Origin of the sequence: Halolamina litorea (genome assembly GCF_026616205.1) — an archaeon.
Taxonomy (GTDB): Archaea; Halobacteriota; Halobacteria; order Halobacteriales; family Haloferacaceae; genus Halolamina; species Halolamina litorea.
Window position 1 is genome coordinate 50,529 of sequence record NZ_JANHGR010000001.1, and the last position, 17,476, is coordinate 68,004.

General features: G+C 69.4%; 18 protein-coding genes. 7 read left to right on the forward strand and 11 right to left on the reverse strand.

Annotated features, from left to right (window positions below):
• Positions 1-138: 138 nt before the first annotated feature.
• The 4 genes from NO998_RS00245 to NO998_RS00260 form a co-directional block, all read right to left on the reverse strand.
• The gene (locus tag NO998_RS00245; RefSeq protein WP_267644978.1) at positions 139-1,209 is read right to left on the reverse strand and encodes a DUF5305 family protein; all 1,071 of its coding nucleotides are present in this window, start codon (positions 1,207-1,209) and stop codon (positions 139-141) included.
• Between the two features lie 178 nt (positions 1,210-1,387).
• Positions 1,388-2,479 carry a signal peptidase I gene (locus NO998_RS00250; protein ID WP_267644979.1) on the reverse strand — a complete coding sequence of 364 codons (1,092 nt, stop codon included), beginning with the start codon at positions 2,477-2,479 and terminating at the stop codon, positions 1,388-1,390.
• Positions 2,480-2,521: 42 nt separating this feature from the next.
• On the reverse strand, positions 2,522-4,042 hold the full coding sequence (locus NO998_RS00255; RefSeq protein ID WP_267644980.1) for a hypothetical protein: 1,521 nt from the start codon (positions 4,040-4,042) through the stop codon (positions 2,522-2,524).
• Positions 4,043-4,094: 52 nt separating this feature from the next.
• Positions 4,095-4,709 carry a hypothetical protein gene (locus NO998_RS00260; protein ID WP_267644981.1) on the reverse strand — a complete coding sequence of 205 codons (615 nt, stop codon included), beginning with the start codon at positions 4,707-4,709 and terminating at the stop codon, positions 4,095-4,097.
• Positions 4,710-4,921: 212 nt separating this feature from the next.
• Between NO998_RS00260 and NO998_RS00265 the strand changes: the two genes are divergently transcribed.
• Positions 4,922-5,449, forward strand: coding sequence for a hypothetical protein (locus NO998_RS00265; protein WP_267644982.1), 528 nt, complete (start codon positions 4,922-4,924; stop codon positions 5,447-5,449).
• Here NO998_RS00265 and NO998_RS00270 read toward each other — a convergent pair.
• Together NO998_RS00270 and NO998_RS00275 are read right to left on the reverse strand one after the other, a co-directional pair.
• Positions 5,446-5,850, reverse strand: a complete 405-nt coding sequence (locus tag NO998_RS00270; RefSeq protein WP_267644983.1) for a DUF6276 family protein — start codon at positions 5,848-5,850, stop codon at positions 5,446-5,448. The two genes, NO998_RS00265 and NO998_RS00270, sit on opposite strands and share 4 nt — an antisense overlap.
• A complete protein-coding gene (locus tag NO998_RS00275) occupies positions 5,851-6,543 on the reverse strand; it encodes a V-type ATP synthase subunit D (protein WP_267644984.1) in 693 nt (230 codons plus the stop codon).
• A 327-nt stretch (positions 6,544-6,870) separates the two neighbouring features.
• On the opposite strand from NO998_RS00275, the gene NO998_RS00280 reads away from it, so the two are divergent.
• A complete protein-coding gene (locus NO998_RS00280) occupies positions 6,871-8,055 on the forward strand; it encodes a hypothetical protein (protein ID WP_267644985.1) in 1,185 nt (394 codons plus the stop codon).
• 1,013 nt (positions 8,056-9,068) lie between these two features.
• Here the strand turns inward: NO998_RS00280 and NO998_RS00285 are convergent.
• From NO998_RS00285 to NO998_RS00300, 4 genes are all read right to left on the reverse strand, one after another.
• Positions 9,069-9,611 carry a KH domain-containing protein gene (locus tag NO998_RS00285; protein WP_267644986.1) on the reverse strand — a complete coding sequence of 181 codons (543 nt, stop codon included), beginning with the start codon at positions 9,609-9,611 and terminating at the stop codon, positions 9,069-9,071.
• 47 nt (positions 9,612-9,658) lie between these two features.
• A complete protein-coding gene (locus NO998_RS00290) occupies positions 9,659-10,504 on the reverse strand; it encodes an ArsR/SmtB family transcription factor (protein ID WP_267644987.1) in 846 nt (281 codons plus the stop codon).
• Positions 10,505-10,547: 43 nt separating this feature from the next.
• On the reverse strand, positions 10,548-11,840 hold the full coding sequence (locus NO998_RS00295) for an MFS transporter (protein WP_267644988.1): 1,293 nt from the start codon (positions 11,838-11,840) through the stop codon (positions 10,548-10,550).
• Between the two features lie 106 nt (positions 11,841-11,946).
• The gene (locus NO998_RS00300) at positions 11,947-13,059 is read right to left on the reverse strand and encodes a glycosyltransferase (protein WP_267644989.1); all 1,113 of its coding nucleotides are present in this window, start codon (positions 13,057-13,059) and stop codon (positions 11,947-11,949) included.
• Positions 13,060-13,202: 143 nt separating this feature from the next.
• Between NO998_RS00300 and NO998_RS00305 the strand changes: the two genes are divergently transcribed.
• Genes NO998_RS00305 through NO998_RS00325 form a run of 5 tightly spaced genes read left to right on the forward strand, consistent with a single transcriptional unit; the run spans position 13,203 to position 17,008 of the window.
• Positions 13,203-13,976 carry a CDP-alcohol phosphatidyltransferase family protein gene (locus NO998_RS00305; protein ID WP_267644990.1) on the forward strand — a complete coding sequence of 258 codons (774 nt, stop codon included), beginning with the start codon at positions 13,203-13,205 and terminating at the stop codon, positions 13,974-13,976.
• 25 nt (positions 13,977-14,001) lie between these two features.
• A complete protein-coding gene (locus tag NO998_RS00310) occupies positions 14,002-14,781 on the forward strand; it encodes a GTP cyclohydrolase IIa (RefSeq protein WP_267644991.1) in 780 nt (259 codons plus the stop codon).
• Positions 14,774-15,787 (forward strand): zinc-dependent alcohol dehydrogenase, encoded by a 1,014-nt coding sequence (locus NO998_RS00315; RefSeq protein ID WP_267644992.1) that lies wholly within the window; start codon positions 14,774-14,776, stop codon positions 15,785-15,787. Before NO998_RS00310 ends, NO998_RS00315 begins: the two co-directional genes overlap by 8 nt.
• 3 nt (positions 15,788-15,790) lie before the next feature.
• On the forward strand, positions 15,791-16,168 hold the full coding sequence (locus NO998_RS00320; protein WP_267644993.1) for a 6-pyruvoyl trahydropterin synthase family protein: 378 nt from the start codon (positions 15,791-15,793) through the stop codon (positions 16,166-16,168).
• 3 nt (positions 16,169-16,171) lie between these two features.
• Positions 16,172-17,008: a class I SAM-dependent methyltransferase gene (locus tag NO998_RS00325; RefSeq protein ID WP_267644994.1), complete on the forward strand. Its 837-nt coding sequence runs from the start codon at positions 16,172-16,174 to the stop codon at positions 17,006-17,008.
• 12 nt (positions 17,009-17,020) lie between these two features.
• Here the strand turns inward: NO998_RS00325 and NO998_RS00330 are convergent, their stop codons facing one another.
• Positions 17,021-17,407 carry a hypothetical protein gene (locus NO998_RS00330; RefSeq protein ID WP_267644995.1) on the reverse strand — a complete coding sequence of 129 codons (387 nt, stop codon included), beginning with the start codon at positions 17,405-17,407 and terminating at the stop codon, positions 17,021-17,023.
• Between the last annotated feature and the right edge of the window lie 69 nt (positions 17,408-17,476).

Sequence of the window (17,476 nt, forward strand, 5' to 3'; positions counted from 1 at the left end):
GGCCCAGCCGGCCCTGGCAAAAGCTCGATCAAAAGCCTTCGTCACCCTCCTCCCCCTTCGGGGGTTCCTCGGCCCGCTCACTTCGTTCGCGGGAGTGCACGGAGCAGTTACCGCCTGACTATTCCCTTTTCAGCCTGACTACAGGCTCTCCCGCCCGAGCGGCTCGTAGAGGTAGTGGTACTCGTCGCCGAACACGACGTAGTGGCCCAGATGCTCGTCCTGAATGATCCGGGCGTTCGTGTCGGCCGCGAGGTCGACCAGCCCCTCAAGCGAAGTCGCGCGGATGCGCTCGCCCGGCGGGTCGTCGGGCACGCCGCCGATGGTCACCCAGTCCTCGAACTCCGCACGCTCCAGGGCGGCCTGCTCGTGAGTCGTCAGGTCGAGGATGCCCTCGCGGTCGGCTTTCACGCAGGCGCCGGCGCCGAGCAGGCCCAACAGGATCAACAGCGGCCCGCCGGCCGTCTCGACCGCCCCCGCCTCGACCGGTTCGCGCACGACGATGGTTCGCGTGTGCTCGGCGGCCTCGGCGTCGCCGCCGTCGACCTCGTAGACCTGTGAGCCGGGGCGGATCGTCAGGTCCTGTGTCACTGTCTCGTTGGCCGACTGGTTCGCCGCGTTCCCGCGGTAAAGCGTCTCCGCGCGCACGAGCACGGTCGTCTCCCCGGCGGTGCTCAGCGAGGACTCGATCCGACTCAGTCGCTCACGGACTGCAGTGACGTTGACCGAGAAGTCGGTCCTGACCGACTCGCCGGGGACGAGTTCGGCGGTCTCGCGGTTCAGCCGGTCGGTCTGCTCCCAGTAGACCGTCCCCGACTCGGGGTCCTCCGCCCGGAGCACGAGCGTGAGGGTCGTCTGTGTCGCCACCGTCCCCTCGTCGCCGTCGAAGTCGGCGTGGTGGGTCCCCGTCAGTATCGGCGACGCCTCCGAGAAGTACGCGCTCCGGTTCTCCAGTTCGGTGCCGACCGGGTAGACCGGGTTCTGCTGCTCGACGGTCGCGCTGTGGCCGAACTCGGTGGTCGACTCCCAGCCGTCGACGGTCCGGGTCTCCTCAACGGTGCCCGGGGCGATAACCGCGCCGTAGGTCACGCCGGCGCCGACGACCGACAGCAGGAGGAACGCGGCGACGACGATTCTGAGACGGTCCGAAAGCACTGCACGTGCCCGAACCCGCCAGTCCGGCGACGGCCACGGCCCTGATCGTTCCGACATCTGGCCGTATAACCGAGGGTGGGGCCATATGGTTTGGTGTCAGTTCCGGGCTGGCGGCCCCGCTATCGTGGGACGGCGGCACGCGATACGTGATCGGCCGTCGCCGATCACCGCTCGGTTCGATGATTCGGCTCCGCACGCTCACGGCGGCACGCGATACGTGATCGGCCGTCGCCGATCACCGCTCGGTTCGCCGTGAGCGGCTTCGCATCCGGATTTTGGCCCGCCCCAACACCGCGAGCGACAGTATCCCCGCCGCCCCCGCGAGCGCGGTGTCGATGGCGACGATGGGGAGCCACGGATGGATACCGTACAGTGCGCCGATCAGCGACGGCGGCAACACCATCAGGTAGCGGTGCTCGCTCATCGTCCGCAGGTAGTAGCCGGTCTCCTCGGGCGCCGACAGCCGGACCGCCGCCTCGACGTTCTCGCCCCCGTCGAGGGCGTAGCGCTCCTGTACCGGCTCGATCCCCGCCGTTCCCGGATCGAGGAACACCGCGACCGGCAACAGCCCCTCGTTGTTGAGGTCGACGGTCCGCTCGACGGTCGTTCCGGCCGGAACCGCCGTCCCGGCGGCGGTCTGGGACTCCGAACTCACGACCGGGAACGAGTGCCCGCCCGCGGGCGCGACCATCGTCGCCGTCGCGGGCAACACCACGAGTAGCACGATCCCGAGCACGATCTGTTCGGCGGTGATCACCCGCTCGCGCTCGCGTTCGCGCTCCCGACGGCGGTCCCGTGCGCCGAGGCCGCCGAGGCTGACCGCGTACAGCACCGCCCCGACCCCGAACACCACCAGCCCCACGCCGCTGCCGCCCGGGACGCCGACGTCGCTGCTGATACCGCCGAACACTCCGCCGAGGGCCATCAGCGCCGAGCCCAGCCCCGGCAGGACGAGCACCTCGCCGTCGAACTGGAGCGCAGTCGCGACGACACGGCTCTCTGGCACCGGCGGCTCGCCCGCCCCCTGATCGGTGAAGGGGTTGGCGTCGCCTTTCGTGACGTACCCCTGTTCGGTCTCGTCCACGACGCGGTGGGTGACGAGACTGCCCGCGTGGTCGCCGGTCTGTGCCCGATAGACGACCACGTCGCCCTCCTCGGGCGCGTCGGCGACGGCGCTCGGAAGGGCGACGAAGCCGTCGCCGGGCTCCAGCGTCGGCTCCATGCTGTCGGTCACGACGTAGCTGAGTAACACCGGTTGGCCGACCGCGCCGCCGATGGCCACCAGCGCCAGCAGGCCGACAACGCCCAACTCCAGTTCCCGGCGCATTACCACCGAAACTCAAGAGACGGGGAAAGAACTGTCGCCGGCTCAGAGCCGGCCGCCGCCGCGGCCGACGCGCCCGCGGGCGGCCAACCACAGCGAGAACAGGCCGAACACGACCACGGTGGGGCCACCGAGCCCCTGATCCAGTCGGAGCGGGTCCTGCAGCCGTTCGACGGCGGTGGCCGTGCCGGTGACGCCGGACTCGGCCGACTCGTCGTCGGTCGCGTTCTCGCCGTCGGTCGGCGTCGCCGTCGCGGTCGTCCCCGAGCCACTCTCCGCCGGGGTCGCCGTTCCGTCGGTCGTCCCGTCGCTGCCCGTCGGCGTCGACGCGGTGGTGTTGTCCGTCGTGTTGTTGGTCCCGTCGGTCGAGCCGTCGATGCCGTCAGTACTGTCGGCCGAGCCGTCGGTTCCATCCGTGCCGCCGTCTGACCCGTCGCCACTCGACTCCACCACGACAGCCACTTCGCCGAACCCGCCGAGGTCCGCGGTGAACTGGTCGCCGCCCACGTAGGTCGTCTCGACGCGCTGCCAGCCGTCGACGGTGTGGCGGTAGAACGCCACGTCGGCGGGATCCGCGCCGTCCGGAACGGCGACGCTCGCGTTCACCGAGATGTGGCTGAACGCGGAGGCCTCCACCTGATAAGCGTCGGCGCGGAAGTAGCTGATCGCGTCGCCGTCGATGGCCGGTGCGTCCTGCGGTTCGGCGGTGGGTTTCGTCAGTTCGACGCGCCAGTTCTCGCGTGTGAACGTCATCTCGTAGGCGTTGGCGGTGAGCTCGGTGTCGGTGCCGGCGACGAACGACTCGCCGTTCTCGGTCAGGCTACTGGTGAACGGGTCGGAAGACAGCGCTTCGCGGACGTTGACAGTGGCGCCCTCGCTCGTGTCGTAGACGGTGTAGCTGGAGTCGGAACTGTCGCCGGCCTGCCCGCCGCCCGTGCCACCGCCGGTATCGCCGCCCATGTCGCCGTCGCCGCCGTTCGGTGCCGGCGTCGCGGTCGCCGTGCCGTCAGGTGTGTCCGCCGGATCGGCCGTGTCGGCGGGGTCGGCCGTATCGGGTCCGTCGGAGGCGTCCGGCGCGTCGGTGGTGCTGGTCTCCGTCGTGTCCTCGACCAGCGTCCGGACGGCGAAGGCGCTCGTCGACTCGACCTCCGCGGGGTCGGTGCCGCGGGTGTCGACGCTGACGCCGACGGTCAGCGTCTCGCCGGCCGAGAGGTTCCTCGCGTTCGCGCGGGCGTCGATGCGCTCGCCGGTCTCCGTTTCGTAGAAGCCGAGCGCGGAACTGTTGTCGGTGATCCACACCGGCGCCTCGTAGCTCCGGTCGTTGGTCACCACGAACACCGCGTCGAGGCGGGTGATGGCGTCGTTGCTGACGCCGCCGCCCTCCGAGAGGTCGAGCATCAGTTGGTCGCCCGAAAGCGCCGCGTAGTCACCGTTGGGGCCGTCGGCGGCGTCGATGTACAGCCCGGAACCGGTGTTGTCGCCGGCGTAGACGCCGCCGAACGCGCCCGCACCGACGAGCGCCAGGAGCGCGAGCGCGAGTCCGGCGGCGGCGAGCCGACGGCTCACACCATCCCTCGCGTGCCCGTCGGGTCGCGGATCGACTCGACCATCCGATCTGTTACTGGGAGGTCGTGTTCGTCTGTGCCGTGAACGTGATCTCGTTCACCAGATCGCCGGTGAGGCCGGTCTCCCGCAGGTCGAACTCGATCTCGACCCACCCACCCTCCCCGACGGGGAACTCCACCCACTCGGTCGCGTTCTGGGACTCGTCCCAGAGCAGGTCGTAGGTGTTGTCGTTGGTGTCCGTGTAGGTGAACGTGATCGCCTGTTTGACCGCCAGCTCGTCGCCGCTGGTCACGTCGGCGCCGAACCCGTCGCTGGGGATGTCGGCTTTCACCTGGATCGTCTCGGTCCCGTAGTTGTAGACCTCGAACGCGTTCGGGACGGTCGTCACCGACTCCGGGTTGAGCCCCGAGCCCTCGGGCGCGCTCGCGGAACTGTTGACGGTCCCGCCGGCGAAGTCGAACGCGATGGTCCCGTTGGCGTCCTGTTGCCCGACGAGGTCGGAGGCGCTGTTCGTCGCGTCGATACGCAGGAACGCCTCGGAGTCCGAGGCGACCGATATCTGGGCGTCACGTGGCGCGGTCACTTCCGAGAACGCGCCGGTACCGATCGCCCCCCCGGCGAGCGTTGCGAGACTACCCAACCCCAACAGCACCTTCCGTCGGTTCATTCGCATCTGTGTATCCCCCTTGGCCTCGCAACACAGTCGACGCTTATAGGGTTTGGCGGGGCCCTCCCCGTGTTTTCACTCCGTGAGCGCCGTACGTTTCCGTTTCCTGGAACGAACCACGCGAAGCGTTTTCCCTCTGTCCGGAGTTGTCCGTCCAAGCGAATCATGAGCGAAGCGTTCGGCGTCGACGACTGTTCAAGTGGGGTGAGCCGGTGAACTGGCGGCGCCTCGGCGTCGCACTGATGCTGGTCGGTCTCGCGGTCGGCGCGACTGGTACGTACAGTGCGGTCAGCCTCGACGCCGACCGCGGGTTCAGCATCGGCGCCGCCGGCGATGACCCGGACCAACAGAACGCGAACTACTTCGACACCGCCGACCGGACGGCCTCCTACACCACGATCGGTGACTGGCCCAAGACCGTACTCGCGGTGTTCAATCAGTTCGGCCAGCCGGTCACCGCTACGGAGGTCGCCGTCGTCGACCTGCAACCGGTGAACGCGAGCGCGAACAACACTACGACGAACCGTTCGGCGCTTTCGGTCGCCGACAGCGCCTTCTCAAAGGGTAGCACCCTCGGCGCCGGCAACGACGCGCCCGTTGCCATCGAGTGCAACCCCGACTACAACAACACTGTCAGGGGCGACCACGAGATCGGCCTCTCCCTCGTCGTCGTCGGCGACGACAGCGGCGCCGAGATCGCCCTCGACCGGACCGTCACCGCGACCGTCGAGTGTAACTAGCGGAACGACGCCAACTGCGACGTTCGACGCTCGATGTCGAACTGCGGCTCCAACCCTTCTGCCAGTGCCAGCCGCTCCAGCGCCAGCCGTACGTCGGTGCCGGCGCGCTCCGCCGCCTCACAGAGCTCCTCGATCGACTGCCGTTCGAGCGCCAGCGAGTCGAGTTTGCCGAGGAGCAGCGCGAACGCCACACCCGCGCGGCCGCTCGGGAACGAGTCGTCGATGCCCGAGAAGTCGACTTCGTCGGGGTCGGCGGCGTCGGCGCCGGCCTCGATCTCGCTCGCCGGCATCGTCCGCAGACAGACAGAACAGATAGCGGTCTCGTCGGCGGGGGCATGCTCACGGAGCGACGCCGGGACCCGGAAGGCGACGACCGAGCCACCGCACGCCGGACAGGCCATTCAGTCGGCGCTGACGGGCTGTTCGGCGGCCTCGGCGGCTTCCTCGGCCTCGCGCTCGGCGGCCTCCTCCTCTTCTTTCTTGGCCTTGATCTTCTTCAGCCGGAAGATCTCCTCGCGTTCCTGCTCCTCGAGTTTCTGCTCGATGTACTCCTGGTTCTCCCGGAGGTCGGGGAGGAGCTTGAACTCCAGTGCGTTCACGCGGCGCTTGGTGGTCTCGATCTCCTCGAGCATCTTCTTCATCGCCGTCTCGACCTCCGCGGCGAGGATGATCGAGTCGATCAGCTCCTCGTAGGCGTCGGCGGTCTCGTCGATGCGCGCCGAGGAGCCGATGAGCCCGTAGCCACGCTCGTCGAGGGGCTTTTTGACCTTCGAGGCCTCGATCTGGGGCACCACGACGCCCATGATGTTCTTCGACTGGGTCGTGAGTTCGGGGTGCTCCTTCAGCGCGGCGGCGGCGCCGCGGACGGCCACGTCGCCCTCCATCGCGCGGGCCATGTCGAGTTTCTCCTGTGCGGTCTCGTAATCCCCATCGAGTTCGCTGCGGATGTCCTGGGCCTGATCCAGGATGTCCATGAACTCCATGATGAGGCCGTCACGCTTCTGTTCGAGGGTGTCGTGACCCCGCTCGGAGAGTTCGATGCGGTCCTCGATCGCCATGAGGTTCTTCCGGGTCGGTTTGACGTCCTCGGCCATTCTTGCGGGTGTGTTCCGGCCGGAGGGGGTTAATAGTTGTTAGTCCCGCCGCGGACGCCGGTACTGTCCACTGTACCCGACCGGGCACCCCCATATCCGAACGTTTCGAGCAGTGCTCACTTCGGAACCGAAACTCGAACCCCTCCCGTCCCGAACGATGATGGGTCGTCCTCGGCGTTAGGTGTTCCCACTCCACCTTCGAACTGGCCGAAAAACCCCGTAACCACCACGCTGCGTGCTTCTGTGATCTCTCGCTATCGAATATCTATAACGTATGTATGTTGGCTGAACAAAGCCTATATCCGTATTGCTTCAGTGATCAATCCCATGGGTAAGGATGATGGGGTGGAAACGGCTTGGGAGGCCGTTCGGACGCCGTTCGACGCCGATCTCGAGGCCGCCGTTCACGCGGCTGACGGCCCCTACGCCGCCGGCGAGGAGGGAATCCTCGTGGCGGGAGGGCCGAACGACTGGGAGCCAGTGATCGAACGGGACGCGCTCGAAGCGGACGGTGACCTCCGAGCCGTCGACGCGACCCGCGACGGCGAGCGCGTCTGGTTCGCCGGCGACAACGGCGTTCTGGGTATGTTCGACGTCGAGACCGGCGCCGCCGTCGGCTACGACTACACCGGCACGGCGTCGTCGACGTGGTGTGAACTGGCCGTCACCGGCGCCGCCGGCGACGAGCGCGCGCTGTTGGCGAACGAGGCCGGCGCCGTCGTCTCGTTCGAACTCGACGGCGAGGAACTCGCGTTCAGCGAGCCGACTCGGGCCAGCGAATCGCCGGTGGTCGCGCTGACGACCACCGAGACCGGCGTGGGCTACGCCGTCGACGCCGACGGGGCAGTCCACACCGCCACGGCCACCGGGTGGGAGGCGCTCGGCAACATCGACGCCGAGGGCGACCCCACCGACGTGGCCGCGACCCCCGATCGGCTGCTGGTCGCGGCGACCGACGGCTGCCTGTACGAGCAGGAGCACGGCACCGAGTGGCGCCCGACTGTGATCGCCGACGAGGAGATACTCGCGGTCGAGACGGGCGACCGAGAGACGGTGGCAGTCGTCCCCGAGTCGACCATCTACACCCGCGAGGACCGCGAGTCCGAGTGGGAGCACAGCACCGTCGACACCGGCGACCGACTGACTGCTCTCGCGCTCGGGACCGTCGACGTCGCCGTCGGCGAGAACGGTGCAGTAGCGCGGCGTTTCACGGCGGCCGACGAGATCGGCGAAGGGGCTGGCGAACCGGCGGACGAGGCGGACGACCCCGACGAGACTGCCGCCCTCCCGCCGGTCGAGGACGAGGCGGTAGCCGTCGAGGAGGCCGAGAACGCCGTCGACGACGCCGAGGCGGCGGTCGCAGACGCGGCCAACGCAGTCGAGAGCACCGACGCCGAGGCGGCCGTTGAGGCCGTCGCGGGTGCGACCGAGGACGTCGAAGACGCAGTGGCGGACGCGGCCCACGCCGCGGGGATGGAGGGGACCATGGACGAGCACACAACTCATCGTTGAAGAGCTGCTGAGCCGCGCCGAAACCGAGGATCTGGTCGAACTGCTCCGCGAGAGCGAGTCCGGTTCGTTCGACCTCACGGAACGGCTCGCCGACGTGGCCGGCGACCACGCCCACGACTGCAGCGGCGATGGCTGTTCCTGCGGCCCCGAATGTGACTGCGGCGACGACTGTCGCTGTGACGAGACGGGGAACTGCGAGTGCGAGAACTGCACCTGCGGCCACGAGGAGTGTACCTGCGGCACGGTCTCCGACGGCTGTAGCTGCGGCGGGAACTGTACGTGTGGCACGGAGTGTGACTGTGGCGCTGACGACGGCGACCACGCTCACGACTGTGCGGACGAGGGCTGCTCCTGCGGCCCTGAATGTGACTGCGGCGACGACTGCCGCTGTGACGAGACGGGGAACTGCGAGTGCGAGAACTGTACCTGCGGCCACGACGAATGCACGTGTGGGACCGTTTCTGCGGGCTGCACCTGCGGTGGGAACTGTGACTGCGGCCACGACTGCCACTGCGGCAGTTCGAAGACGACGGGGCGCCACGCCCACGACTGCAGCGGCGACGGCTGTTCGTGTGGTCCGGGCTGTGACTGCGGCGACGACTGCGCCTGTGACCGCACGGGCGACTGCTCCTGTGAACGCTGTACCTGCGGGCCCGAGACCTGTACCTGCGGCACAGTCTCACCCGGTTGCTCCTGTGGCGGCGAGTGTACCTGCGGGCACGATTGCGCCTGTGGTCACCACGGGAGCTACGGACACCACGGTCACCATCAGCACCACAAGCACGGACATCACGGCGGCCACGGACACGGACATCACGGCGGCCACGGACACCATGACGACCACCACACGCACGGTCACGGCCACGGCGGCCACGACTGCTGCTAAGTCGCCCCGCGCGGCAGACGTGTCTTTTTCGACGTGTGACCGTGGACGACGAGCGCGCCGCTCGCCGGTCGGTCGTCGCCGCGAAAACCCCGCTTCCGTCGCCGCGGTCAGGTCGCTACCGGCTCGGTTACGTCCGTTCGCGGACGTTCCAGCCCTGCTGCATCTCGTTGTGTTTCCGTTCGAGGAACGAGTAGACCGCGCCGTGAGGGGCGCCGTCGAGCAGCATCCCGGCGGCGCGCCGGACGGCGTCGACCTCCTCGGGCTCGCCGATGATCCCGAGCGTCGAGCCGTAGATCACGACGTTCGCGCCGGTGAGGTCCTCCATCAGCTCCCGGGTCCGGCCGTTCTCGCCGATCAGGCGGCCCTTCTTGCGCTGGAGGTCGTTGTCGTTGCGGGTCTGTTCGGCGAGGTCGATCAGGTCGAGCCGGCGCATGTCGCTCTCGAGCAGTTCCAGTGCGGTGTCGGGCTTGAAACCGCGTCCGATCGCCTTCACGATGTCCGGCGCGTCCATCGCGTCGAGCGGGTCGCCGACGGTCTCGATGCCGACCGAGCCGTCCTCGGAGTCGATGTCGAGACGCACGCCCGCGCGCTCCTCGATCTCCCGCATGGTCTCACCCCCGGAGCCGATGACGACGCCGATGCGGTCCTGTGGGACCGTTACGTGTTGCATGAGGCTGCGTAACCGCTGGAGGGTTGTAAGGGTTCCTCGTCAGCCGCTCACGCGGTCGAACGCTCGGTTTCGACGACTGTAAGCGACTCGTCGACGACGACGCGGAGCCGCTCGTCACCCAACTGGCCGCTGACCGCGTAGCGCGCCGGCTCGCCGTCGAGGCGCTCGGCGGTACTCTCCCGGATCCACGACAGCGCCCACGGCGTGTCCGTCCGTACGTCGACGCCGTGGTCGTGGTGGAAGGCAATGACCGCCGGGTCGCTCAACAGCAGGCTCTCCAGCGAGGTGTGGGCGTGTTCGTGGCAACGCTCGCAGTCGAACTCGACCCCGACCCCGTCCTCGTCGACGGTGAACGTCGGCGGGACCGGCCCGGAACAGTTGCTACAGAGCCCGGCACGGAGCCGGACGAACAGCGCCTCGACGTGTCTCGCGAGCACGCCCGGGAGCTCCTCGGGGTCGCGGCCGGCGAGGGCGCCCGGCGGGAAGCCGAAGGCGGTCACGACGGTCTCACAGTCCCTACAGGCGACGGTGATCCGTTCCTCGGCGTAGCTCAGCTCCAACACATCGCCACACGCCGGGCAGTCGGCGCCGACACGCACCGGCTCCAGCGGCTCCCCGGCGGCGTACGTCCCCTCGTGGATGGCGCCGACGACCCGGGTGCCGGCGTAGGTGAGCCGATACCCCTCGTCGTCCTTCCGCACGAACCGGTCGACGAGCTTCCCGAGGTGGTAGTTGAAGCGCCCGGAGTCCTCGACGCCGACGCGCTCGCGCAGTTCCGCGAAGCCCAGCGGCTCGTCCGCCGCCTCCGCCAGCGTCCGGAGCACCGCCACCCGCGTCTCGTCGCCCAGCAGAGAGAACGCCTCGGCGACGTCGAACCCGTCGGGATCGTTCATGTCGCCGGGCACGCGGCCCCGGGGTTTGTCGGTGTCGGCCGACTCATCGGGCGAGCGTCTCCAGTTCGCCGGCCGGCGGCAGGCGACGAAGCCGCGGAATCGAGAGGGTGTAGACGGCGATGAACAGCAGTCCGAGCCCGCCAAGCGCCACGGCCGCCGTCAGGCCCACCGTCTCGGCGACGACCCCGCCGGCGAGCGCGCCGACGGGCGTCATCGCGACCGTCATGCTCGTCGCGACGCTCGACACGCGACCCAGCAGCGCCTCCGGCACTAGCGACTGGATCATCGCCGCCGCGACGACGTTGGTGACGCCGATGGGGACTGCTGCCAGCCCGAGCAACAGGAGCGTTGCCAGCGTGCCGGGAACCGCGACCGCCGCGAGCCAGCAGAGCCCGCCGGCGCCGAAGCCGACGGCCGCGAGTCGGCCGTAGGGCTGGCCGCTCAGCCGATTGGCGAGCAGCGAGCCGACCAGTGAGCCGGCCGCGATCGCCGCCAGCAGCCCGCCGTAAGCCGTTGCCCCGCCCATCCCGTCGCCGAACGCCGGGAGGATCGGCATCGTCGCCGCCAGCGCGAAGTTCGCGATCACGCCCCCGGCCAGCAGGTGGACGATCACCGTCCCGCGGACGTAGCCCAGCCCCTCGCGCAGGTCGGCGAGGTACGAGCGGAGGAACGACTCCTCCGCGTCGACGCCGCCGTCGGCGACGGGCGCCGTCGTGGGCTCCGCGGCCGTGTCGTCACCCGCGGATTCGGCCCCCTCGGCCTCCGCGGGCGGGATCCGTACCGAGAGGAACAGCAACGCGGCGACGACGAACGTCACCGAGTCGACGAGGTAGAGCGCCACCGCGCCCACCGCGGCGACCAGCAAGCCGGCGACGGCGTTGAACACGAGGTCGGAACTCTGGTAGGCCAACGCCAGCGCGGAGTTCGCCTCCACCAGCTTCGCCTTCTCGACCAACCGCGGGACAGCGGCGGCCTGTGCCGGGTAGACCAACTGGTTGCACAGCGCCAGCAGCGGCATCACCGTCAGCACGACGCCGACGGTCAGAGCGTCGACGGCCCACGCCGCCGGCACCGCGAGCACCAAGACGGCCTGCACGACCTGCGTGCCAACCAAGACTCGCCCGAGCGGCCAGCGATCCACCAGCGGGCCGGCGAACAGTTGGAGGACGGTCGGCAGTCGGGTGAGGAAGCCGGCGACGGCGGTGACCCCCGGCGAGGCGCTGAGTTCCCAGACGAGCCACATCGCGGCGACGCTGTAGAGGCTGTCGCCGGCGTTGGTGACCAGCCGCCCCACGAGGAGCGACCGGAACGATCGGTTCGAACGAGCGACGTGCATAGCCGATACTGGCCGCATCGGGGAATAAGCGCGCGCAGAACCCGCTTTCGGCCCGTTCCCGAACAGAAATACCCTTCTGTCGCTGGCGTCCTCCCCGGCCCGATGCTCAGCCCAGCCGCGCGTCGACCAACTCCCGAACCCGGCGGTGGAACCGATCCGCACCGAACCGATCCGGGGAGAGCCGCGGCGTCGCCCCGCTGTCGACGGCCGCCGCGATTCGGTCGACGGCCGTCGGCACCGAGTCGAACAGCCGATCGGCCGCGCCGTCGACCACGTCCCGCTGCCCGCCCGAATCGTGCGCGAACGCCACCATCCCCGCCGCGACGTACTCCGCCAGGGCCATCCCGAAGTGCTCGCCGTGTTTGGTGTTGAGGCCGTAGCGGTGCCCACCCAGTAGTTCCTCCAGCCGGGCTCTGGACACGTCGGTGTGCAGCGTGACGTACTCCCGGGCCGCGACGGCGTCCTCGACCCGCTCGCAGTACGAACGGTACGCTGCAGCCGTCGACCCGACGAGATGCAGGTGGAGGTCGACCCCGCGCTCCCGGACGCCGTCGACGACCCGGACGGCGTCGAGCGTGCGGTTGTCGGGTGCGATCCGGCCGACGGTCACGACCCCGGGCTCGCGCTCCCCCCACGGCTTCCCCGGGATCGGATCGACTGGCGGATGGAGGACCTCCGGCTCCCGGCCGTACCGAGCATCGACGTGTGCGGCGGTGTAGCTGCTGTTCGCGATCAGCGCCGCGTCAGCCGGGAGCTCCCGGTTGGCCAGTCCGGCGACCCGGGTCCAGAGGCCGTTCAGCGGCTCGTCGTGGGCGCCGTCCGGGCCCGGAACGTCGGTGTTGAACTGCGGGAAGTGGACGTACTGCACCGACGGCAGCGGGAGGTCGAACTCGTTTGCGGTGCTGACCGCAACGTCGAACGGTCCGGCGTGTCGGCGGAACCACCGCGTCAGCAGCGCGCTCCGGAGTGGAAGCTGTGGGCCGAACCGGTCGTCGGCCCGGGAGAACAGTCGAGCGAGGCGCTCCCCGGCCGGCGGCTGCCGGACGGGAACGGCCGCGTCCGTGCCGAACATCTCGTTCAGCGTCGACAGCGGCGTCGCCGAAATCGTGAACAGCGTCACCTCGTGGTGCTCCTGCAGCGCCGAACAGACGTGGGCACAGACGGCGTCGGCGCCGCCGCGGAAGTCGAGCGTGTTGTGGAGCACTGCGACGCGAGCCATGCCCGTCGGTCCGCCCGCGGGGACTAAAGCCCACCCTCCAGCAACTCCGTACTTTTGTACCAGTGGGCGCAACCGAGGGGCATGGATTCACCGAGTCGAGCGGGCGCCGACAGCCGCCGCGGGGGCGACCGGAGGTCCGGTGGGTGAGCAACGACGCCACCGATCGTCTCCTGCCCCGTCGGCTCGCCGTCGAGAGCGTCGCCCTCGGCGCCACGGCACTCTGTGTGCTGGCCGCAGGCTACTGGCTGTTCACGGTGCTCGCTGGCCGGCCGCTCGCGATCCGCTGGCTCGCTCCGACAGGCGCTCTGACGGCGTTCGTCGCCGGCTACGCGTGGACACACCGGGGGACGCTTCGCGGGCTCGACGGCACTCGCCTCGACTCGCTCGGCCTCGCCAACGGCATCACGCTCGCTCGGGCCGTCCTGATCGCGGCGGTCGCGGGGTTCGTCGTCGTCGACGTGGAGGGAGCGCTCCTGTGGGCCCCCGCGGTCGGCTACGGGACGGCCGTGCTCCTCGACGGCGTCGACGGCGCCGTCGCCCGCACGCTCGGCACCGAGACGCGGCTCGGCCAACGCCTCGACATGGCCGTCGACACCACCGGCTTCGTCGTCGCACCGGCGGTGGCCGTCGCGTGGGACCTGCTCCCCGTCTGGTACCTCTTGCTTTCGGCCGCGCGCTACTGCTACCGCGGGGGGCTGTTCCTCTGGCGCCGCGCCGGCGGGAGCGTGGGCACGCTGCCGCCCAGCCGACTCCGGCGACCGTTGGCGGCGCTCCAGATGGCCTTCCTCACTGTCGCGCTCCTCCCGCCGGCGCCGACGCCACTGATCCGGACCGTCGCGCCGGTCGTGTTGCTCCCCTCTCTCGTCGTGTTCGCCCGGGACTGGCTCGCCGTGACGGTGTCACCGTCGAAATACTGATGCGTTCGCGAACCAACAGTCTCCCGTGACAAACACCGACGACACCGTCCAGTTCTCACTGGTCCAACTGGACGACTACGGCCCGTGGACGGTGACCCCCGAGCCCCGCCCCGAGCCGTCGCTTCAGGCCCTACAGGCCCGTATTTACGCCGACCTCGCTGACTTCGTCGGCAGCCGTGACGGCTACGTCTTCCCGGGTCGATACGACAACATGATCGCGGTGACCAACCAGATTACGCCGGCGGAGCACCAGCGCTTTCAGGAGCTCGTCCGGCATCGCTATCCCGTCACGGCGAGCATCGGCGTCGGTACCGGCACGACCCCCATCGACGCACTCGGCGCCGCGACCGAGGCCCTCCAGTCGACCGGGAGCGCACAGGACGCCGCCCGATCCGAGCGCCTCGCCACCGCTCGCGACGCCGACCCCAACGGGCCACTCACCGTCGCCCACTTCGACGTGGTGGACGCGACCGGTCGGTACACGGACGCGGAACACGCCTTCGACGCCGAGCGCCGCATCAGGCGGGCGTTCGTGGAGCTGAGCGACCGGATGCGCGAACACGGTGCCGTCACGTCGTTCGTCGGCGGCGACAACGCCATCGCGGTCACACCTGACCTCGACGACGCGACGTACGACGATGTGCTCGAAGCGGTCCGCGACGCCGTCGGTGTCGAGATCCGCGTCGGCGTCGGCCGCGGCGAGACGGCGCATTCAGCGGGTCAGGGGGCGAAACACGCACTGGAGACCGGCCGTAACACCGGCGACTGGGTGGTGACGGCCGCTCCGGCGAGTACGGATGACTGACGCGGCGCGAGCGCTCTACTTTCAGGGCCCCCGTTCGGTCACCGTCTCCGAGGAGCCGCGGCCGTCGCCCGACACGGACGAGGTGTTGCTCGAGACGGTCGTCTCCGGGGTCAGCCCCGGCACCGAACTGTTGGTTTACGAGGGGAAGGTCCCTGAGGAGTTGGCCGTCGACGAGACCATCGACACTCTGGAGGGGACGTTCGACTACCCGGTCCAGTACGGCTACGCCGCCGTCGGCCGGGTGATGGCGACGGGCGCGAACGTCGACGACAGCTGGCTCGACGAACTCGCGTTCGCGTTCAACCCCCACGAGAGCCACTTCACCGCGAACCCGGCGGCACTCGAACCCGTCCCCGACGGCATCGACCCCGAGACGGCGACGCTGTTTCCGACCGCCGAGACCGCGGTCAATTTCGTCCTCGACGCGGCGCCGCGGATCGGCGAGCGTGTCGTCGTCTTCGGCGCCGGCCCGATCGGACTGACGACGACGGCGCTGCTCTCGACGTTCCCGCTCGACTCGCTGACGGTCGTCGATCCGGTCGCCGACCGCCGGTCGCTCGCGGAATCGTTCGGTGCAACGGCCACGACGACGCCCGAGGGGCTTCGGGGGATCGACTGGGGCGACCCGGCCGGCGCCGACTGCTGTGTCGAGGTTTCGGGGAACCCCAACGCGCTCGACGACGCCATCCGGACCGTCGGCTACGACGGCCGCGTCGTGATCGGCTCGTGGTACGGTACCAAGTCAGCAGAGTTGGATCTCGGCGGGCGGTTCCACCGCGAACGCATCGACCTGCGCTCGAGTCAGGTCAGCACCATCGCCCCCGCCGACCGCGGCCGCTGGACGAAGGACCGCCGGATGGACCGCGCCGTCGACGCCGTCCGGGAGCACGACCTCGGCCGGCTCGTGACCCACCGCATCCCGTTCGGCGACGCCTCGGCCGCCTACGAACTGCTCGCCAGCGAAGACGACGCGCTCACCACCGTCTTCACCTACGACGACGCCTGACCCATGTACGAACTCTCCGTCTCCCGCGACTTCGTCGCACAGCACTACCTCACCGTCCCCGAGCCCGGTCCCGTCGAGGGTGAGCCACACAGCCATCACTACGAGGTCGACGTGCGCTTTTCGGGTCCCGACCTGAACGAGTACGGCTACCTCGTCGATATCGACGCCGTCGAGGCGGCGCTGGACGACCTGACCGCCCGATACCGCGACGAACTCCTGAACGACCTGCCGGCGTTCGAGGGCAACCCCAGCGTCGAGCGCTTCGCCCGAATCTTCGCCGATGCGGTCGCCGAGCGCCTCGACGCCCCGGCGCCCGACCGGCTCAGCGTCCGAATGTGGGAGGACGATATCGCGTGGGCCAGCTACGAGCGGTCGCTCTGAGCCATGGAGCACGCTCACGTCAGGTATCTGGAGTCGAAACGGAGCGTCGACGCCCGCGCGCTGAACCGCCGGGTCCGGGATCGACTCCTCGAAACGCTCCCCCCTGAGCCCGAAATCGTCGAGTTCGCCGCCGGCACCGGCGTCACGGTCCCCCGACTGATCGAGTGGGGCGTCACCGACTTCGACTACCGGGGGATCGAACAGGACCCCGACCTCGTTCGCGACGCTCGCCGCCGGCGAGTCGATGACCTCGCTGACTCCCCCGGCGGGGTCACGTCCACCGAACGCGGCTTCCGGATTGACGAAGCCACCGTCGAGTTCCACGCCGGCGACGCGCTGGCCGTCGACGACGGCGACGCCGACCTCGTCGTCGCGCAGGCGTTCGCCGACCTCGTCCCCCTCGACGACCTCATCGACGCGCTCAACCGTGTCCTCGGCCCCGACGGGGTCGCGTACCTCCCGATCACGTTCGACGGCAGCACGCTGTTCCAGCCCGACCACCCCGCCGACGACCGGGTCGAGACAGCGTATCACGACTGGATCGCCGCGAAACCGGGCCGTGACCCCCGCGCGGGCCGACATCTGCTCGACCGCTTCCGTACCGCCGACGGCGACCTGCTCGCGGCGGGGGCGTCGGACTGGATCGTGCGGCCTAGCGGGAGCGAGTACCCCGCCGACGAGGCGTTCTTCCTCTCACGGATTCTCGCCTTCGTCGCCGACGCGCTGGACGGGGCGGGGGTCGACGGGGCCGACGACTGGATCGAGACGCGCCGGGAGCAACTCGCTGCGGGCGAACTCACCTACGTCGCCCACCAGTACGACCTGCTGTACGCGCCCTGAGCTGTTTCCGGCCTACTCCCGCTGGAGCAGGAGGACCAGCACGACGAGCAGCCCCACCTGTGCGACCTTGTCGACGGCGCCGATGGCGCCCACGTCGGTGGGGAACGACTTCGTGCCCGCCGCGAAGTTGAGGTAGTACCAGAGCACGATCTGGCCGGCGGTGAACGGGAGGCCGAGGCCGTAGAGCAGCCGTCGCCGGTAGTTCTGGAGAACGCCCGCCGCCGCTAGCAGGAACACCACGCCCGCGAAGAGGAAGGACAGCCCGAGCGGCTCCGGCGCGTAGCTCACGCCGAGGAAGAGGTGGATCACGCCGCTGACCGCGGCCAGCGCGATTCCGAGGTAGTGGAGCGTCCCGAGCCCGTCGGTGTCGAGGAAGCCGGTGTCTGTGGCGGTGCTCATACCTCCTTTTCGCCTATGTGTTAATAAATAAGCACCCCGGAAACGACCGGTCTCGGCCGACGGAACGTA